The sequence below is a fragment of the Paraflavitalea soli genome (genome assembly GCF_003555545.1).
GTDB lineage: Bacteria > Bacteroidota > Bacteroidia > Chitinophagales > Chitinophagaceae > Paraflavitalea > Paraflavitalea soli.
This window is the reverse complement of the sequence record NZ_CP032157.1, coordinates 8141538-8158633: the sequence shown is the minus strand read 5'-3', so window position 1 is coordinate 8158633 and position 17096 is coordinate 8141538. Positions and strand designations below refer to the sequence as shown.

Annotated in this window: 12 protein-coding genes and 1 tRNA gene; 11 read left to right on the top strand and 2 right to left on the bottom strand. The window is 47.0% G+C overall.

Going from position 1 to position 17096, the window contains the following annotated elements; genetic code table 11:
* Genes D3H65_RS31530 through D3H65_RS31495 form a run of 8 tightly spaced genes read left to right on the top strand, consistent with a single transcriptional unit; the run spans position 1 to position 11976 of the window.
* Positions 1–2262, top strand: a complete 2262-nt coding sequence (locus D3H65_RS31530; protein WP_211345578.1) for an alpha-N-acetylglucosaminidase — start codon at positions 1–3, stop codon at positions 2260–2262.
* 29 nt (positions 2263–2291) lie between these two features.
* Entirely contained in the window at positions 2292–3110 is an 819-nt protein-coding gene (locus D3H65_RS31525; RefSeq protein ID WP_119054125.1) for an N-acetylmuramic acid 6-phosphate etherase, read from the top strand.
* 11 nt (positions 3111–3121) lie between these two features.
* Positions 3122–4972 (top strand): beta-N-acetylhexosaminidase, encoded by a 1851-nt coding sequence (locus D3H65_RS31520; RefSeq protein ID WP_119054124.1) that lies wholly within the window; start codon positions 3122–3124, stop codon positions 4970–4972.
* 45 nt (positions 4973–5017) lie between these two features.
* On the top strand, positions 5018–6913 hold the full coding sequence (locus tag D3H65_RS31515; protein WP_162915901.1) for a hypothetical protein: 1896 nt from the start codon (positions 5018–5020) through the stop codon (positions 6911–6913).
* A gap of 1 nt (position 6914) precedes the next feature.
* Entirely contained in the window at positions 6915–8198 is a 1284-nt protein-coding gene (locus D3H65_RS31510; protein WP_119054122.1) for a sugar MFS transporter, read from the top strand.
* A gap of 16 nt (positions 8199–8214) precedes the next feature.
* Positions 8215–9045: an N-acetylglucosamine kinase gene (locus D3H65_RS31505; RefSeq protein WP_119054121.1), complete on the top strand. Its 831-nt coding sequence runs from the start codon at positions 8215–8217 to the stop codon at positions 9043–9045.
* Between the two features lie 42 nt (positions 9046–9087).
* On the top strand, positions 9088–10824 hold the full coding sequence (locus D3H65_RS31500) for a family 43 glycosylhydrolase (protein WP_119054120.1): 1737 nt from the start codon (positions 9088–9090) through the stop codon (positions 10822–10824).
* A gap of 42 nt (positions 10825–10866) precedes the next feature.
* Positions 10867–11976: a cellulase family glycosylhydrolase gene (locus D3H65_RS31495; RefSeq protein ID WP_119054119.1), complete on the top strand. Its 1110-nt coding sequence runs from the start codon at positions 10867–10869 to the stop codon at positions 11974–11976.
* 168 nt (positions 11977–12144) lie between these two features.
* Here the strand turns inward: D3H65_RS31495 and D3H65_RS31490 are convergent.
* A tRNA-Val gene (locus D3H65_RS31490) sits at positions 12145–12219 on the bottom strand.
* Between the two features lie 131 nt (positions 12220–12350).
* Here D3H65_RS31490 and D3H65_RS31485 point away from each other — a divergent pair.
* Both D3H65_RS31485 and D3H65_RS31480 read left to right on the top strand, forming a co-directional pair.
* Positions 12351–13208: a dienelactone hydrolase family protein gene (locus tag D3H65_RS31485; protein ID WP_119054118.1), complete on the top strand. Its 858-nt coding sequence runs from the start codon at positions 12351–12353 to the stop codon at positions 13206–13208.
* Between the two features lie 213 nt (positions 13209–13421).
* The gene (locus tag D3H65_RS31480; RefSeq protein WP_119054117.1) at positions 13422–14435 is read left to right on the top strand and encodes an N-acetylmuramoyl-L-alanine amidase family protein; all 1014 of its coding nucleotides are present in this window, start codon (positions 13422–13424) and stop codon (positions 14433–14435) included.
* A 76-nt stretch (positions 14436–14511) separates the two neighbouring features.
* On the opposite strand, the gene D3H65_RS31475 is transcribed toward D3H65_RS31480, so the two are convergent.
* The gene (locus D3H65_RS31475; RefSeq protein WP_119054116.1) at positions 14512–15735 is read right to left on the bottom strand and encodes a proline dehydrogenase family protein; all 1224 of its coding nucleotides are present in this window, start codon (positions 15733–15735) and stop codon (positions 14512–14514) included.
* Between the two features lie 106 nt (positions 15736–15841).
* Here D3H65_RS31475 and D3H65_RS31470 point away from each other — a divergent pair, with 106 nt between their 5' ends.
* A complete protein-coding gene (locus tag D3H65_RS31470; RefSeq protein ID WP_245999633.1) occupies positions 15842–17059 on the top strand; it encodes a mandelate racemase/muconate lactonizing enzyme family protein in 1218 nt (405 codons plus the stop codon).
* The last annotated feature ends 37 nt before the right edge of the window (positions 17060–17096 follow it).

The window sequence follows — 17096 nt, the reverse complement described above, 5'->3', positions numbered from 1 at the left end:
ATGAAAGTGATGACAGGAAAAAAAAGAGCAATTGCACTTGTAGTATTTTCCGTAATACTGGTTATTCAGGCAACAGGTAAACCGGGAAATGACTCTTCGGGCTTTAACAAGCAGGCTGCAGCAGGCATTATCAAAAGGATCCTTCCTGCCTATGCAAACAAATTTGAAGTGGCCTATATTCCAACGGAAAATGGAAAAGATGTTTTTGAACTGGAAAGCCGCAGTGGAAAAATAGTCCTGAAAGGGAACAATGGCATATCGGTAGCCAGTGCATTCAATTATTGGCTTAAGAATTATGCACACTGTGATATCAGCTGGAACAGCACCAACCTGAAGATACCTGCCCCCTTTCCGATGGTGGAGAAAAAGATCCGTAAAGTAACGCCGCATCAATACAGGCACTACTTCAATTATTGCACTTTCAACTATACTGCTTCCTGGTGGGATTGGGACAGATGGCAATGGGAGATCGATTATATGGCATTGAACGGCATCAATATGCCCTTAGCCATGACGGGCCAGAATGCAGTATGGGACAGGGTTTACCGGGATATGGGATTTGGCGATGCCGACATGGATGCATTCTTTACCGGTCCGGCTTACTTCATGTGGTTCTGGGCTGGTAATATTGATGCCTGGGGTGGTCCCCTGCCTAAGACTTGGAAGACCAGCCACGAGGAATTACAGAAAAAGATACTGGCCCGGGAACGGGAGCTTGGAATGACGCCCATTCTTCCAGCTTTTACCGGCCATGTTCCGCCAACATTTAAAGACAAGTATCCCAAAGCAAACCTGAAAAAAATAAACTGGGAAGGCAGGTTTGATGATACCTATATCCTGGACCCGAGTGATCCATTGTTCAACGAGATCGGCAACAGGTTCATGGAAGAACAGATCAAGACTTTTGGTACCGACCATTTGTATGGCGCCGATACATTCAATGAAATGTATCCACCCAGCAACGACTCCATGTACCTGAACAATATCAGCAGCGCTGTTTACAGATCCATGGCCACTGTTGATCCCAAAGCTGTTTGGATAATGCAGGGCTGGCTGTTCGTGGACAAAAAAGATTTCTGGCAACCAGACCAGATTAAGGCTTACCTCAATGCAGTGCCCGACAATAAACTGATCCTGCTCGATCTCTGGGCAGAAGAAAACCCCGTATGGAACAGAACAGATGCTTTTTATGGCAAGCCCTGGATCTGGTCTATGCTGCACAATTTCGGAGGAAGGAATTCTTTGTATGGCAACCTGGCCTACCTGGCAAAGGAACCGGCAGAAATGGTGCACGATCCCAACGCAGGCAATCTGCTGGGCATCGGGCTGGTGCCGGAAGGGATTGAACAAAACCCGGTTGTGTATTCACTGATGCTGGACCATGTGTGGGACAATCAACCGATCGATCTCGACAAATGGCTGGTGAAATACGCGGAACGCCGTTATGGAAAAAGGGACAAAGACACGGAAGAGGCCTGGAGGATCCTGAAAAATACAGCTTACGCTCATGAAGGTAATTATGAATCCATCATCATTGCCCGTCCTACTTTCAATAAAGACAATGATTGGGCTGCTACTGACATTCCTTACAATCCTGCTGACTTTTTAAAAGCATGGACATCCCTGATGAATGCGTCCAAAAAATTCGGATCGAATGATTGTTATCAGTATGACCTGGTAGCAGTAGGCCGCCAGGTGATGGCAAATTACGCAACGGTTCTGCAACAACGTTTTGCAAAAAGCTTCAAAAGCCGCAACAGCATTTCCTTCAAAAAGAATACAGCTGCTTTCCTGGAGCTCATCGATGATATGGACAAGCTGATGGCTACCCGCAAAGACCTTTTGCTGGGCGCCTGGCTCAACGATGCAAAGAAATGGGGTACTAATGAACAGGAAAAGAAACTCTACGAAAAGAATGCAAGAAATCTCATCACATTATGGGGAGGCAAGGATGCAGTACTGCACGAGTACGCCTACCGGTATTGGTCCGGCCTCTTCAGCGGGTTCTACAAAAAACGCTGGGAACAATTCATAGATGATGCCGGACGAATCCTGAAAACAGGAACAGAATTCAACCAGAAAGTATTCGACGAAAGAATAAAAGAATGGGAATGGAAATGGGTGAATGGCAATGAAACCTATCCCGCTACAGCACAGGGCGACCCCATTGCAGTTTCAATAGAGATGTATAAAAAATATGCCGCTAAGATTGCGAAAGAATACAAGGACAATCCCGAACTGATCAACAATAACGAACATTAAAATAATCGAAAAGTAAAAATTCAAATATCATGACAAGGATCACTGAACAGCCGTCTTTATACAACAACCTGGAGCAAAAGTCTATTGAAGAAATTACGGCCTGTATCAATACAGAAGATAAGAAAGTGGCGCTCGCCATTGAAGGATCCATGCCCCAATTGAACCGGCTTATCGCCGCTATCGTTGGAAAGCTGAAGAATGGCGGCAGGATGTTTTACCTGGGCGCCGGCAGTGGCGGCAGGCTTTCTGTGCTGGACGTAATTGAATTGCCGACCACTTATGGTGTGGAACCAGGCGTATTCAATGTTGTGCTCGCCGGAGGCGCCAGAAAGCTGGTAGATGCGCTGGAGGAAAAAGAAGATGATACGGAAGAAGGATGGAGAGAGCTGCAAAAACTGGATATTTCTGCAAAGGATATCGTGGTGGGCATTTCAGCCAGCGGAACCACGCCTTTTGTTTTGGCATCTTTGAAGAAATGCCGTGAGCAACATATCACAACCGGATGTATTGTCAGCAACCGCCAGTCACCGATCGCGGAGTTTTCCGATTTCCCTGTAGAGGTGATCACTGGTCCTGAATTCATCACGGGTAGCACACGCATGAAATGTGGTACTGCACAAAAAATGATCTTCGATATCATTTCAACCACTGTTATGATACAGTTGGGCAGAGTGGAAGGCAATAATATGGTGAATGTAAAGCTCATCAACGATAAGATCATCGATCGTGGAGTGAAAATGCTGATGCAGAAAGCGGATATCTCGGATTATGAAGCAGCAAAATCAATATTGATGAAACATGGCAGTGTTAAGAAAGCACTCGAAAATCTGGTAAGTGCCAAACACTAAATTATTGAGTGATGAACTGCAGATATATTTTAACCAGTCTTTTGTTGCTGATCGTATCCGCTTACTCCCTGGCTCAGTCGCCTGAGCCGGGAGTAATTCCAATGCCCGCAACCATGGTGGTAAAGGATGGTTATTTCACAATTGCTCCCCATACCGTACTTCTGTACACCGATGAGCCATCTAAAAAGAAAGCGGCCTTGTTTGCCAGCTTTATTCTAAAGAACCATGGCGTGGCATTGGCGCAGGAAAAAGGCTCAAAGAATAATGGAAAGAATAGTATTTATTTTTCCCATGAGCCCAGGAGAAGTGATAAGGATGAATCCTATACCCTGTTGATCGATCCTGCGAACATTGTGGTTTCCGGCAATGAAACAGGATTGTTCTATGGTGTTCAAACCATGATGCAACTGGTTGAGCGCAACAACGGAAATATCCGGTTGAAATGTGCTGACATTAAAGATCAACCCCGCTTTGCCTATCGCGGCATCATGCAGGATGTGGGTTACCATATTTACCCGGTCTCCTTCATCAAAAGTCAGATAGAAATGCTGGCTAAATACAAGATGAATGTATACCACTGGCACCTGACTGAAGATCATGGATGGCGCATTGAAATCAAGAAATATCCCAGGCTCACATCGGTAGGCGCATACAGGGCAGGAAGCCAGGTAAGCCATTATATAGATTCTCTGAGCGGCATCGATCATATTCCTTACGGCGGCTTCTATACCCAGGATGAGATCAGGGATATAGTTGCTTTTGCCAAAGAAAGACATGTGACCATTATTCCTGAAATAGAATTGCCGGGGCATTCCATGGCAGCATTGGCAGCGTATCCGCAGTTGGCTTGCGGCGATAAGCCCGGACCATTTAAAGTAGCGGAACATTGGGGGATCTATGATGATGTGTATTGTGCAGGCAAAGAGAACACCTTTAAATTCCTCGAAGATGTATTGACGGAAGTAATGGAACTATTTCCTTCTGAATACATCCATATCGGAGGAGACGAATGTCCCAAGGACAGGTGGAAAGTCTGCAAATATTGCCAGAAGCGGATCAAAGACCAGCAGCTCAAAGATGAATTCGAATTGCAAAGCTATTTCGTGAAACGGATTGAAAAATTCGTCAACTCCAAAGGAAGAAAGATCATCGGATGGGATGAAATACTGGAAGGTGGATTGGCGCCGAATGCAGCAGTGATGAGCTGGCGCAATATTGAAGAAGGGATCAAAGCTGCCAAACAGCAACACGATGTGGTAATGGCACCACAAACGCATGTTTACTTCGATTTCATACAAGGTAAAAGGGAACTCGAACCATTGGCTATCGGCTGGGGATACAATCCTATCGAAAAAGTGCTTGCCTTCGATCCTACCCCTGCAGGTCTGAGCAAAGAAGAAAAGAAACATATCATAGGCGTTGAAGCAGCTATCTGGACAGAACACATGGACACCCACCGAAAGGTGGAGTATATGCTCTATCCCCGCTTGATGGCGCTTGCTGAAATTGCATGGACACGGCGGGAGAGAATCGACTCTGTCAATTTCTTCGAGCAGCGATTACCCCTGCATTTGGCAGAGCTGGATACAACCGATAAACTATATCGCGTACCGGGCCCGATTGGGATCAAAGACACAACGCTTTATGGAGTTGAATTCAGGATTGAAATGAAAGCACCGGTAACAGGCGCAAAGATCTATTACAATTTTGAAGGACAGGACGCCAGGGAAACCGACTTCCTGTATGATAAGCCAGTGTATATAGTCCTTCATAAAGGAGAAAGAAGGCAATTGAAAGCAGTGGTAATAACGCCGTCAGGAAAGCGAAGCATTAATACAACCATGTATTTCATCAACCTCTAATCACTTGTTGGTATGCAGATTGTAGCGAGATTAATTTTAATTGGTTTGATGCTTGGCAGTATGGTCTTTGCCGGCGCCCAGGTAAATTACCGGGCCGGTTTTGCCCAAACAAGCCTTGAACCGCCCTCCTACCCCTTTTCATTAAGTCTTGCCGGCTATGGTGCGCCCAGGGATGGCAGGTTTACGCTGGAATGGATCAGGAAGGGTGAGGCCGGTGATTGCACAGCCTTTGGAAATACTGCCAACAACCTGTTTGCATGGAGACAGGGAAAACTCATGATTTCAGGTACTGCCGGTGAACTGGTATGGAAAAGCATGGGCAATACTGGTAGCATCAGGTTATTGGCCGGCAATAAAGCAGGATGGTATGCTGTGGATGACAGCGATAATTTACTGTATTCCGCTGCTGCACCGGTATTGAAGTGGAAGAAAATTAGCAGGGTTTCTAGTGCTATTGCAATAACTGTTTCGGATAACCATATTTACCTGGCAGACAAGGATGGAAGGATCAGTTATGCTGCTTTGAAAAATAAAGCGCTGCACTGGAACACGCTCACGGCCATTCCTCATCTCCAAAGCCTGGCCACCGGAAAAGGATCGCTGTATGTACTGACTACAGCAAATGACCTGATAAAATTTGACCCGGGACAAGAAAATAAAAACGGGATCAGGATCGCAAGATATAATGGCCTCTCCTACGATGTGAGGCTGAAAGCCATTGCCATTGCCGGTAATACTGTATATGGCATGGACTCAGCCAATACCATTTATACCGGTCGCCATCGAACGGATGGAGATCTTACTGTTTCCGCGCTTGCCATCGCATCGGGTAAACAAATTGTAGTGTTGGCAGGAGCCGATGTATGTGGATTTGACGGAAGCTTCATCTCTTCCATAAAACAGGAAATCCTCCGCAAGCATAATATCCCCGCAGCCGCGATCCTGGTGAATGCTTCTCATACACATTTTGCACCGGTAACACAAAACTGGCTGACCTGGGGTGAACACAATCAAAAGCCCGACAGTGTTTATTTGTATGGTGTGGTAAGGCCCGCCATCGTAGCGGCCATTCAGGCCGCGCTCCGAAATATGGAGCCTTCAACAATTTATTTTGGAAGAGGCAAAACAGCCATCGGAGGCAACCGGACTTTCACCAAAGCGCCTTTGCCCTATGATGATGACCTGGATGTAATAAATATCGTAAGAAAAAAAGACAAAGAAAGAACAGTATTGTTCCTGGCTGGCTGCCACCCTGTATTTAAGAACGAGGGCGCAGAAGGGATCACCATCAGCGCCAACTACCCTGGGGTTACCAGGAAATGGCTGGCTGAAAAAGTTGGCATCCGCAAATCCATATTCATACAGGGTTGTGGAGGTGATATCAATCCTATTGATGCCAGTCACACCGCAACAGGTACTAAACTTGCCGAAGACATCACCCATGTACTGGATCTTCCCCAGGAAGAATTGAGTGGCAATATTTCTTTCTATCTCGACTCAATAAATTTCCCCGTAAAAAAATGGACAGAAGATTCCCTGATAGCATTCCGGAACAGGAATGAAGGGAAAGAAGGCGATGTGTATGCCGAAAAGAATGTACGATGGGCAAATCTGATGCTGCAGTTGAACCGTGCGCAAGCCATCCCAACTTCTATGCCGGTCTATATTCAAACTATCAATATCGGCTCCTGGAAACTGGTGGGATTATCCCGCGAAGCCGTTACAGATTATAGTATCGGAATAAAAAAAATATGGCAGGGAGAGCGGGTGAGTGTTGCCGGGTATTGTAATGATGTATCGAGCTACCTGCCCACTCAAAGACATATACAGGAAGGGGTGTACGAAGGTATGGATTCCTTTTTCTGGTATGGGCAACCATCGATCTTCCCGGAATCTGTTTATGATGATATATTGGAAAAAATAAAACAACTGCGCCGCTAACATGACCAGCATTACCAATAGCATGCCTTCTGCCGCGAAGAGCCGGACAATCCTGCATCCATTGATTATCGTGGGGTCTTTGTTCTTTATTTTCGGATTTGTAACATGGCTTAGTGCTGTGCTGATACCCTACCTTCAGATAGCCTGTGAATTGAATAATTTTCAATCCTACCTGGTGGCTTTTGCATTTTATATTTCCTATTTCATTGCAGGTATTCCCTCAGGATGGCTTTTGAAGAAAACAGGATTCAAGAAAGGGTTGTCCATTGGCTTATTGCTGGTGGCGCTGGGCTCTTTGTTGTTCATTCCTGCCGCGACCTATAGACTCTATCCTGTTTTTTTATTGGGACTGTTTGTTCAGGGGGCAGGGTTGACGATCCTGCAAACAGCCTCAAATCCTTATGTTGCCATACTCGGCCCCAAAGAAAGTGCGGCAAGGAGGATCAGCTTTATGGGCATCTGCAATGGAATTGCCGGCGTAATAGCGCCGCTGATCCTTGGCGCCGTGATATTGAATGATGCCGATGCGCTGCAACGTAAATTAAGCACACTCGCACCTTCAGAGAAAATTCTTGCACTTGATCAACTGGCTGGCAAAGTGATACTTCCTTATATCATTATCACGCTGGTGTTGATAGTGCTTTCGATATTGATCTACTTTTCCAGTCTTCCGGAAGTGGATGAAGAAGCGGACACAACTGATTCCGTTAGCGGCGCACATGCGGAGAAGACTTCGATCTTTCAATTTCCTCATCTTCTCATCGGCGTGCTGGTGTTGTTCTTGTATACTGGCGTGGAAGTGATTGCCGGCAACAGCATCATAGGCTACGGCGCGTATTATGGAATTCCACTTTCCACTTCAAAATTCTTTACGGCATTTACCCTGGCGGGAATGCTGATCGGATATATCATCGGCATCATCTGCATTCCACGGTATCTTTCACAGGAAGCTGCCCTGAAAAGCTCTGCCCTCCTGGGTATTGCGTGTGCAACGATCGCCATCCTTACCAATGGGCTGACCTCTGTTGTTTTTGTTGCATTGCTAGGACTGGCCAATTCGCTTATCTGGCCATCCATCTGGCCGCTGGCAATTGCCGGCCTGGGAAAATTCACCAAAACAGGGTCTTCACTTTTGGTGATGGCCATCTCCGGGGCCGCCGTATTACCCCTGTTGTACGGCTATGCAACGGATCTCTTCAATCCCAAACTCGCTTATATTATTGTAATACCCTGTTACCTGGCAATTGGATATTATGCTGTTTACGGGCATAAAATAAGGCGGTAGCATTTAAAAATTCAGCATGATACTAATAGCAGACAGCGGCTCTACCAAAACCACCTGGAGCTTATTATCAGGTCAGGATGAAATTATGACGTTCCAGACAGAGGGCTACAACCCTTATTATGTAACGGGAGAATATATCATTGAATCATTGCACAGATCCTTGCCCCAGGGGATCGCCCCTGCCAGTATCAGGCAATTGTTTTTCTATGGTGCCGGATGTGAGGAAGACAGGATTGAAATAATGAACCGTTCCCTGGCAAGCGTTTTTTACAATGCTGAGGTTTTTGTTTTTATGGATCTGTTGGCAGCAGCCAGGGGCTTGCTGGGTAATCAACCCGGGTTTGTTTCGATACTGGGCACAGGCTCCAATACCTGTATCTACGATGGAGAAAAGATCGTGCATCATATCGATTCCCTGGGATTTATATTAGGCGACGAAGGCAGTGCCTCCTATCTGGGCAAAAAACTGCTCCAGGATTATTTAAGAGGAACTATGCCTGCGGCAGTAATGGCTCGATTTGACAACAAATATGGTATCAGCCGGGAAGAGATCTTTTTCAATGTTTATACCCAACCGCTGGCAAACCGCTACTGCGCCGGATTTTGTAAATTCCTTCAATTGGATTGCGACTATTCCAGGAAGTGCATCCTTGATGGGTTCAGACAATTCTTCCAAAACCTCGTTTCCCTGTACCCCCATTACGCCAGTTACTCTTTCAACTGCAGTGGAACCGTTGGTTTTGTTTTCAGAGAGCTATTGGAAGAAGTGGCCGCGGAGTTTGGCATGAGAACGAACAAAGTATTGACAGGTCCGATTGAAGGGCTGGTAGCCTTTCATTCGCAGTAAAACTGAAGTTAACCAACTGCTATAATCTTTAAACTAATCACCATGAAAAAGATTCCCTTCTTTTCCCGGCTGCTTCAGCTGTTTTGTTTATTGTGTATCTTTTTTTCAGGCCATGAAAAACTGAACGCGCAGGCAAGTGGAAATCCCATTCTGCAGGGATATGAAGCAGACCCTGATATTCATTATTTCAATGGGAAATATTATATCTATCCAACCGGAGGTCTTTTCTTCAAAGCATTTTCTTCAACCGATCTTACCAATTGGGTAAATGAAGGTGTGATCTTTGATCTGGGCCCTCAATGTAGCTGGGCCAATGTTAATGGCTGGGCGCCGCATGTGGTGTTTCGCAACAATCAATATTATTTTTATTACACGGCTGAAGCCAAGATCGGCGTGGCGGTGGGTCCCTCTCCTACCGGCCCTTTCACCGATCTGGGATATCCGTTGATCGGTTCAGATCCTTTCATTTCAGATATCATCGATCCTGCCGTATTCGTTGATAACGACGGACAGGCATATATCTATTATGGCGGATCTGCACAAAGCCAGATGGTGATCCGCAAACTGGCTCCCAATATGACTTCTTTCATTGGCGGTCCAACGCTTGCTACTCCACAATATTATACGGAAGCTCCGCATATGCTGAAACGTGGAAGCACTTATTATCTTTCCTACTCCAATGGTTCCTGGAACAACTCAACGTATAATGTCAGGTATTCCACCTCAACTTCTCCCATGGGCCCCTGGACCTACCGCGGCGTGATATTGCAGAACTGGGGTCCATTTACCGGAAATGGTCATGCATCTATCATGCACCGGCCTGGTTGCGGAGATGATTACCAGGATGAATATTTCATCGTGTATCACCGTTATCAAAATGGCGATTATACAACGCGGAGGGTGTGCATAGACAGATTGTATTTCACTAACGCCCTCATCATGCCTGTATATCCTACCTGGGCTGGAATGCCCGCCCGGCCTAATGATCCGGAAGGAATGGGCTGCATTGTTCCCAATACGATCCCTAATGGAACGTACAGGATCGTATCCAAAATGACCACATCAACGGGCCAACCGCTGGTACTCGATATCTTTAATTGCAGTACCAGCCGCTCGGCAGATATCGGCACCTGGACGCCCACCAGCTGCCTCGGTCAGCGCTGGCAACTGACCTACCTGGATGGCTTTTATACGATCGTTTCGCAGCAACCAACGCACTATGCATTGGACCTTACAGGATGCAATATCAATGAAGGCGCACCGCTCGGTTTGTGGGACAATAATGGGAATCCCTGCCAGCAATACAGACTGGAACCGGTGGGAGGCGGTTATTACCGGATCATGAACCGCGTGAGTAGTTATGTGTTGGATATAGGCGCCTGCAGCAATGTTCCTGGTGCGGACGTAACACATTGGCGATGGAAAGGATTGGATTGTCAATTGTGGAAATTTGAGCCTATCAGCGCTACTGCTGCAACTGTTGCAGGCGCTTCAACTTACACCATAAAAACTTATCCCAATCCTGCAAAAAATGAGCTTAATATTGTGATGGAACCGGTAGGAAACGCAGGCAAGTCTGCCGGTAACGCAACAGGTAATAAGGAATTTACTTTTGCGTTGTACAACACCAATGGCGTGCTTGTTGCAAAAGGTGCAAGCCCCGGGGAAAGTACATCGGCAAAAGTGGATATCAGGAAACTGCCGAAAGGAAATTATTTCCTACGCGTTAACAAGGGAAGTGAACAGGTGGAAAAACAAATTATCGTCATTGATCAATAATCCATCATCGCCAATAGTACAACATCGAAAAATCGCACTGAAATGAAGATCTTATGCAGCATCACGATTGCCGCCATTACAGCCGGCATCCTGTTGAGCACAGGCTGCCGGGACAATGCAGAAAAGACAACAGCAACTACCAGTGAATCGCCGGCCAGGAAAGTCTGGACTGCCGCGCAGGCCAATGAATGGTACGCAAAACGACCATGGATGGTGGGCGCCAATTTTATTCCCAGCACCGCCATCAACCAGCTGGAGATGTGGCAGAAAGAAAGTTTTGATACTGCTACCATCTCGAAGGAACTTGGATGGGCAGCCTCCATTGGATTCAATACTATGCGTGTTTATCTGCATCACCTGGCCTGGAACCAGGACAAGCAGGGATTCAAAGACAGGATGGCCAGGTATCTCGCTATTGCTGATTCAAAAGGAATCAAAACCATCTTTGTAATTTTCGATGATTGCTGGAACAAAGATCCAAAGGCAGGCACACAACCCGCTCCGAAAACAGGTATACACAATTCAGGATGGATGCAGGATCCGGGAGATCCGTATTACAAAGACAGCACGCTCTTTCCGGAACTGGAATCCTATGTAAAAGATATCATCACGCATTTTGGAAAAGACCAGCGTATCCTGCTCTGGGATGTTTACAATGAACCAGGTAATTCAGGTAAGTTGGACAGCTCACTTCCATTGCTGGTGAATGTATTTACATGGGCGCGGGCTGCAAACCCTGAACAACCCCTCACTGCCGGTCTCTGGGCCTGGGATTTTGAAAAACTCAACCAGGTACAAATAGAAAATTCAGATGTGATCACTTACCACGATTATGAAGATGCCCCCTGGCATAAAAGAGTGGTCGAATTGTTGCAAACGCATGGCAAGCCACTTATCTGTACGGAATATATGGCTCGTACCCGTAACAGCAATTTCAGCAATATCCTGCCAATGCTGAAAGAAAACAATGTTGGCGCCATCAACTGGGGCCTGGTTGCCGGAAAAACAAATACCATCTATGCCTGGGATACTCCCATGGCCGATGGCAGTGAGCCACCAGTTTGGTTTCACGATATATTCAGGAAAGATGGAACACCATATAAAAAAGAAGAAACAGATCTCATCCGTCGATTGACTACAGCTGGTAAATAGCGATCTAACAAATCATCGTCCGGTACGCTTTGAAAAATAAGAAAAAGGGAAAGGTTGTAAGTGAATGCTTACAACCTTTTGCCGTTCGCACAGGCGGTAAAATCTGCCCAAAACGAGCACCCTACTGGCTTTTAATGCAAAAGGACACGCAAATGCGTGTCCTTTTTGTGGATCGTACTGGGCTCGAACCAGTGACCTCTGCTCTGTCAAAGCAGCGCTCTAAACCAACTGAGCTAACGATCCGGGGGGTGCAATTTACAGTTTCGTTTCCAATTAGATACAGGAAGGACATAAAAAATTGAAAAGGCGGCAACCGATCTACGATGAGATTCGTTAACTTTAAAAATTATCCTTTTATCACTTAAATGCATTGTATGAACCAGCAGATCATCAACCTCTTTGATGAATACACGCATAAACCGCTTAAACGGGAAGATTTTATCAAAAAGCTGGCACTGCTTACGGGGAGCATGGCAGCAGCCATGACAGCGCTCTCGCAACTGGAAGTGAAATATGATCATGCAGTAACGGTTGCACCGCAGGATGACCGCATCACTACGGAATACATTACTTATCCCGGCGATGATAGCACCATGAAGGGCTATTTTGCTAAACCCAAAAAGGAAGGCAAATATGGAGCTGTGGTGGTGATCCATGAAAACCGGGGTCTTAATCCGCATATTGAAGATGTGACCCGCCGGGTGGCCCTGGCCGGGTACCTGGCGCTGGGTGTGGATGCCTTATCGCCGCTGGGCGGCACACCCAAGGACGAGGAGCAGGCCCGTGGCCTGTTTGCCCAACTGGATGCCAAAAAGAACCTGAACAATTTCATAAAGGCCTTTGACTACCTGAAAGAAAGGAAGGATTGCAATGGAAAGACGGGCTGTGTAGGTTTTTGCTGGGGGGGCGCCCTGGCCAACCAGCTGGCTGTCAATGTACCAGACCTCAAAGCAGCAGTTGCCTTCTATGGCCGTCAGCCGGATGCTGCCGATGTACCTAAGATCAAGGCGGCGGTGCAGCTGCATTATGGCGGACTGGATGAACGTGTGAATGCAGGTATACCCGCCTACGAGGAAGCCTTAAAGAAAGCGGGTGTTCATTACGAGATTTTCATCTACGAAGGGGCCAACCATGCTTTTAACAATGATACAGCCCCTACGCGGTACAATGAGGCGGCGGCCAAACTGGCCTGGGAAAGGACGCTGAAGCTCTTTGGAGAAAAGCTGAAATAAGCAGCCAGAAGGGTCCATGCGCATAGAAATGAAAGCATACGTGAATGAAAATGCTGATAGTGGCTCATGATTTTTACTTAGCCTTGCTAAAAAAATTGAAACATTACATATTGTAGATTGTTTTTTATCGTTAAAGCATATTGACCACAGCTGCAGGATGGCCTGTGGTGAGATGGTGTCAGGATTGTACAACCTATTAAACTGATACAGGTGATGATGAGAAGACCCGTAACTCTATTGCTGTTTTTTGCCTCGCTGGCAGCAATCTTATCCTTTACCGGCAAAAAGCCGGGATTCCCTGGAGGCCGTCAGAAAGCGGTATTGGGCACTATTGTGATAGATGCAGGACATGGCGGCCCGGCCCGGGGCGCCAAAGGGCTTTTTTCGTATGAAGCAGATGTAGCGCTTGCTATTTCCTTAAAGCTTGGACAACGGGCGCAGGAAGCCTTTCCTGAGATCCGGGTAGTATATACCCGCACTTCAGATACGGTTTTTGGCGTTCATGTAGATGCCAGGACAGCCAACCGGATGCGGGCCGAACTGGCCAATGAAGTAAAAGGAGACCTGTTTTTGAGTATCCACTGCAATGCTACGCCGCAAAAAGCAGGAGGCTGGTATGCCAAACGGGTAGTGGGACACACTACCAAGACGGTTACGGTAGGCAAGGGCGCCAAGAAACGGAAGAAAACAATGCGGGTGCCGGTCTACGAAAACTACTGGGTAAAGAATGAACGGCATGGTACAGAAACCTATATCTGGGCGGCCGACCGCAGCGGCGTAAAGAGTACCTATATCAACCTGGAGGAAAGCGGCGAGTTTGCTGAAGACAGTACAAGTCCTGCTACCCCACCTCCCGATATGAATTCACCGGAAGCCAAGATCAGGGCGCAGTTATATGAAAAGAAATATTTTGGCAAAAGCCTCATGCTGGCCAACATGGTGGAGGAAGAGTTTGCCAAAGGAGGCCGGGCAAGTGGCGGGGTAAAGCAACGGAACTGGGAACAGATCTGGGTATTACAGGCCACGGGAATGCCCAGCATACTGGTAGAAACGGGCTTTATCACCAATGAAGAAGAAGAGAAATACCTTAATAGTGAAGAAGGACAATCGGAGATTGTAGAAAGTATCATTACGGCCCTTAAAAAATATAAGGAAACACTGGAAGGCTCCAACACTACCACTACCGCAAAGCCGGAAGTCGACACGACCAAGGCCCGGGGCTTCTGATCTCCTTCAAAACATTAAAAAAGCTGTAGTACCCGACGGTGCTACAGCTTTTTCTTTTATGGGTATTACAGCCGGTTTATGAAACCTTCCGTCTTTTCAGTTCTTTTTTGATCAGCCCAAGCTCACGGCCGGTTTGCCCGGACACGGAGGAGTTTTCCTGTGCACGACGCATGAGGTAAGGAATTACATCATCTATAGGACCGAAAGGCAGGTATTTGCTCACAGACAATCCTGCTTTCGCGAGGTTGAAAGTGATGTTATCGCTCATGCCATACAACTGGGAAAAATGTATATGGGGATGGTTGTGGGGCAATCCTTTTTTGTCGAGCAATCCGGCAGCACGCAGGCTGCTGTATTCATTGTGGGAAGCTACTATGAGGGATATCTTATCAAGATGCTCAATACAGAACTCCACAGCACTGTTGTAATCGCGGTCACTGGCTTCCTTGCCGGGTTGAATAGGTGAAGGATATCCTTTTTCTTCGGCGCGCTTTCTTTCTTTCTCCATATAAGCGCCCCGCACCAGCTTGGCGCCCAGGATAAACCTTTTAGCTTCGGCTTGCCGGAAACTATCGTGGAGAAAAGCCAGCCTGTCGTGCCGATACAATTGAATGGTATTGAAAACGGTTACTTTTTCGAGGTTGTACAATTCCATCATCTGCATGGTCAATGCATCTACAGGGTCCTGTATCCAGGTTTCTTCTGCATCTACCAGCACGCCTATATTTTTGGAGGCAGCGGCACTGATGATCTTGTGCATACGGGCCACCACTCTTTGCCATTCGGCTTTTTCTTCTTCGTTGAGCACTTCAGTATGCACGGTCCCTTCGTATCCACTTTTACCGGTGGCCGCTGCATCGAGCTTTTCAAGCAGGGCAAAACGGGCAAAACCGGTTACCTTAATGCTCATGAAAGGCATATTGTGCTGGGTTGCTGCATAGTTGATGACACGGATAAACTCTTCGCAGGCATGGTCAAAGTTCTCCTCGCCTTCCTTGCCTTCCACCCCATAATCCAGGATGACCTGCACGCCAAACTGCTCCAATCTGTTGGCTACGCGGGCTGTCTCTTCGAGGGTTTCACCACCTACAAACTGTTTGAAAATGGTATTGCGGATAAGTCCTTTAATGGGCAGGCCCACGCGGATGGCCCAGGGGGTAAACCGGGTGCCCAGTTTGACCAGGGAACCATATCCCATACTGGAAAAGAGGAAATTGGCTTTCTTCAGTTCCTGGTCTGTTTTATAAGCAAAGGCGTATTCTGTATTGTCAAATGAAATAACGGGGTGAGGATTATCCATATTTGCTAACGAATGTTAGGCGCAAAAGTAAGGGAAGATTTCAGGATAATTAAATTTCAGGCTGTAAGAATGCTGCACCAATCAGCCATTTTTTTAGAAAACAAGTATGCATAAGTCGTTGATACCCGTAGTAAAACGCAGGTTTGGTAATATTCAACCGGTTGCACGGAAAGAATCGGGCCACGGGGAATTCAGGATCAGGGAAATGTCTTTACTTTGGCCCGCTATGACAATTACACATACCGATATCTGGAAGTTCAGCATCCCCATGCATCCGTTTACGATCGCCACGGGCACCATGCATTTTGCCCAAAATACCTTTATCCGCGTGCATACGGATGCGGGTATGTATGGGGTGGGCGAATGTTCGGCGTTTCCCATGATCGCGGGGGAAACGCAGGCTACCTGCTTTGAAATGGCCAAAGACTTTGCGGCGCTCTGGAAGGGTAAGGATGCGGGTGCGATGGAAGACAGGTTGCAGGAACTGGATGCATTTACGGCCTTCAACAGCACGATCAAGAGTGCTTTTGATATGGCCCTGTATGACCTGGCGGCCAAGCAGGCCGGTATTCCCTTGTACCAATACCTGGGCGGCGCAGCAAAAGAACTGGAAACGGATCTTACGATCGGTATTGATACACCGGAAAACATGGCAGCTTCTGCGGCTGATTTTGTTCAACGGGGGGTACGGATCATCAAAGTAAAGCTGGGTAAAAATGCCAAAGAAGATGTGGAACGGATAAGGCAGATACGGCAGGCAGCGGGCGACAGCACCTTGCTGCGCATAGATGCCAACCAGGGCTGGAGCTACGAAGATGCGCAATATGCACTCACTGCGTTGGGACAATACAATATACAATTCTGCGAACAGCCGATGCGGCATTGGAATGACCATCATTTACCGGCTTTAAGGAAGCAGTCGCCCATTAAGATCATGGCGGATGAAAGCGTATTTGATCATCATGATGCGGCACGATTGATCGCTGCGGATGCCTGTGATTATGTGAACATCAAATTTGCCAAATCGGGCGGTATTGCGGAAGCGATCCGGATCAATCAAGTGTGTGCAGATAATAATATCCCTTGTATGATGGGTGGTATGCTGGAAAGCCGGGTAGCGCTTACAGCCTTTGGGCATTTTGCGCTGGCACACGACAATGTTGTTTTCTACGATATGGATACCTGTATGCTGGGACATAAAACGGACCCGGTAACAGGGGGTATACGCTATCATGGCTTCTTCCTTGAAGTGCCGCAGGCAGCGGGTATTGGCGCTGATGCAGACAATGGGTTCCTGGAAGGCTGTGAAAAAGCTACGGTATAGTCCGGAAGACGGAAAGACCGAAAGTCCGGAAGCAATA

What these genes read in the sequence shown, in the direction of transcription:
- D3H65_RS31530 (WP_211345578.1), top strand. Translation starts at nt 1, where the DNA reads ATGAAAGTGATGACAGGAAAAAAAAGAGCAATTGCACTTGTAGTATTT.
- D3H65_RS31525 (WP_119054125.1), top strand. Translation starts at nt 2,292, where the DNA reads ATGACAAGGATCACTGAACAGCCGTCTTTATACAACAACCTGGAGCAA.
- D3H65_RS31520 (WP_119054124.1), top strand. Translation starts at nt 3,122, where the DNA reads ATGAACTGCAGATATATTTTAACCAGTCTTTTGTTGCTGATCGTATCC.
- D3H65_RS31510 (WP_119054122.1), top strand. Translation starts at nt 6,915, where the DNA reads ATGACCAGCATTACCAATAGCATGCCTTCTGCCGCGAAGAGCCGGACA.
- D3H65_RS31505 (WP_119054121.1), top strand. Translation starts at nt 8,215, where the DNA reads ATGATACTAATAGCAGACAGCGGCTCTACCAAAACCACCTGGAGCTTA.
- D3H65_RS31500 (WP_119054120.1), top strand. Translation starts at nt 9,088, where the DNA reads ATGAAAAAGATTCCCTTCTTTTCCCGGCTGCTTCAGCTGTTTTGTTTA.
- D3H65_RS31495 (WP_119054119.1), top strand. Translation starts at nt 10,867, where the DNA reads ATGAAGATCTTATGCAGCATCACGATTGCCGCCATTACAGCCGGCATC.
- D3H65_RS31485 (WP_119054118.1), top strand. Translation starts at nt 12,351, where the DNA reads ATGAACCAGCAGATCATCAACCTCTTTGATGAATACACGCATAAACCG.
- D3H65_RS31480 (WP_119054117.1), top strand. Translation starts at nt 13,422, where the DNA reads ATGATGAGAAGACCCGTAACTCTATTGCTGTTTTTTGCCTCGCTGGCA.
- D3H65_RS31475 (WP_119054116.1), bottom strand. Translation starts at nt 15,735, where the DNA reads ATGGATAATCCTCACCCCGTTATTTCATTTGACAATACAGAATACGCC.
- D3H65_RS31470 (WP_245999633.1), top strand. Translation starts at nt 15,842, where the DNA reads ATGCATAAGTCGTTGATACCCGTAGTAAAACGCAGGTTTGGTAATATT.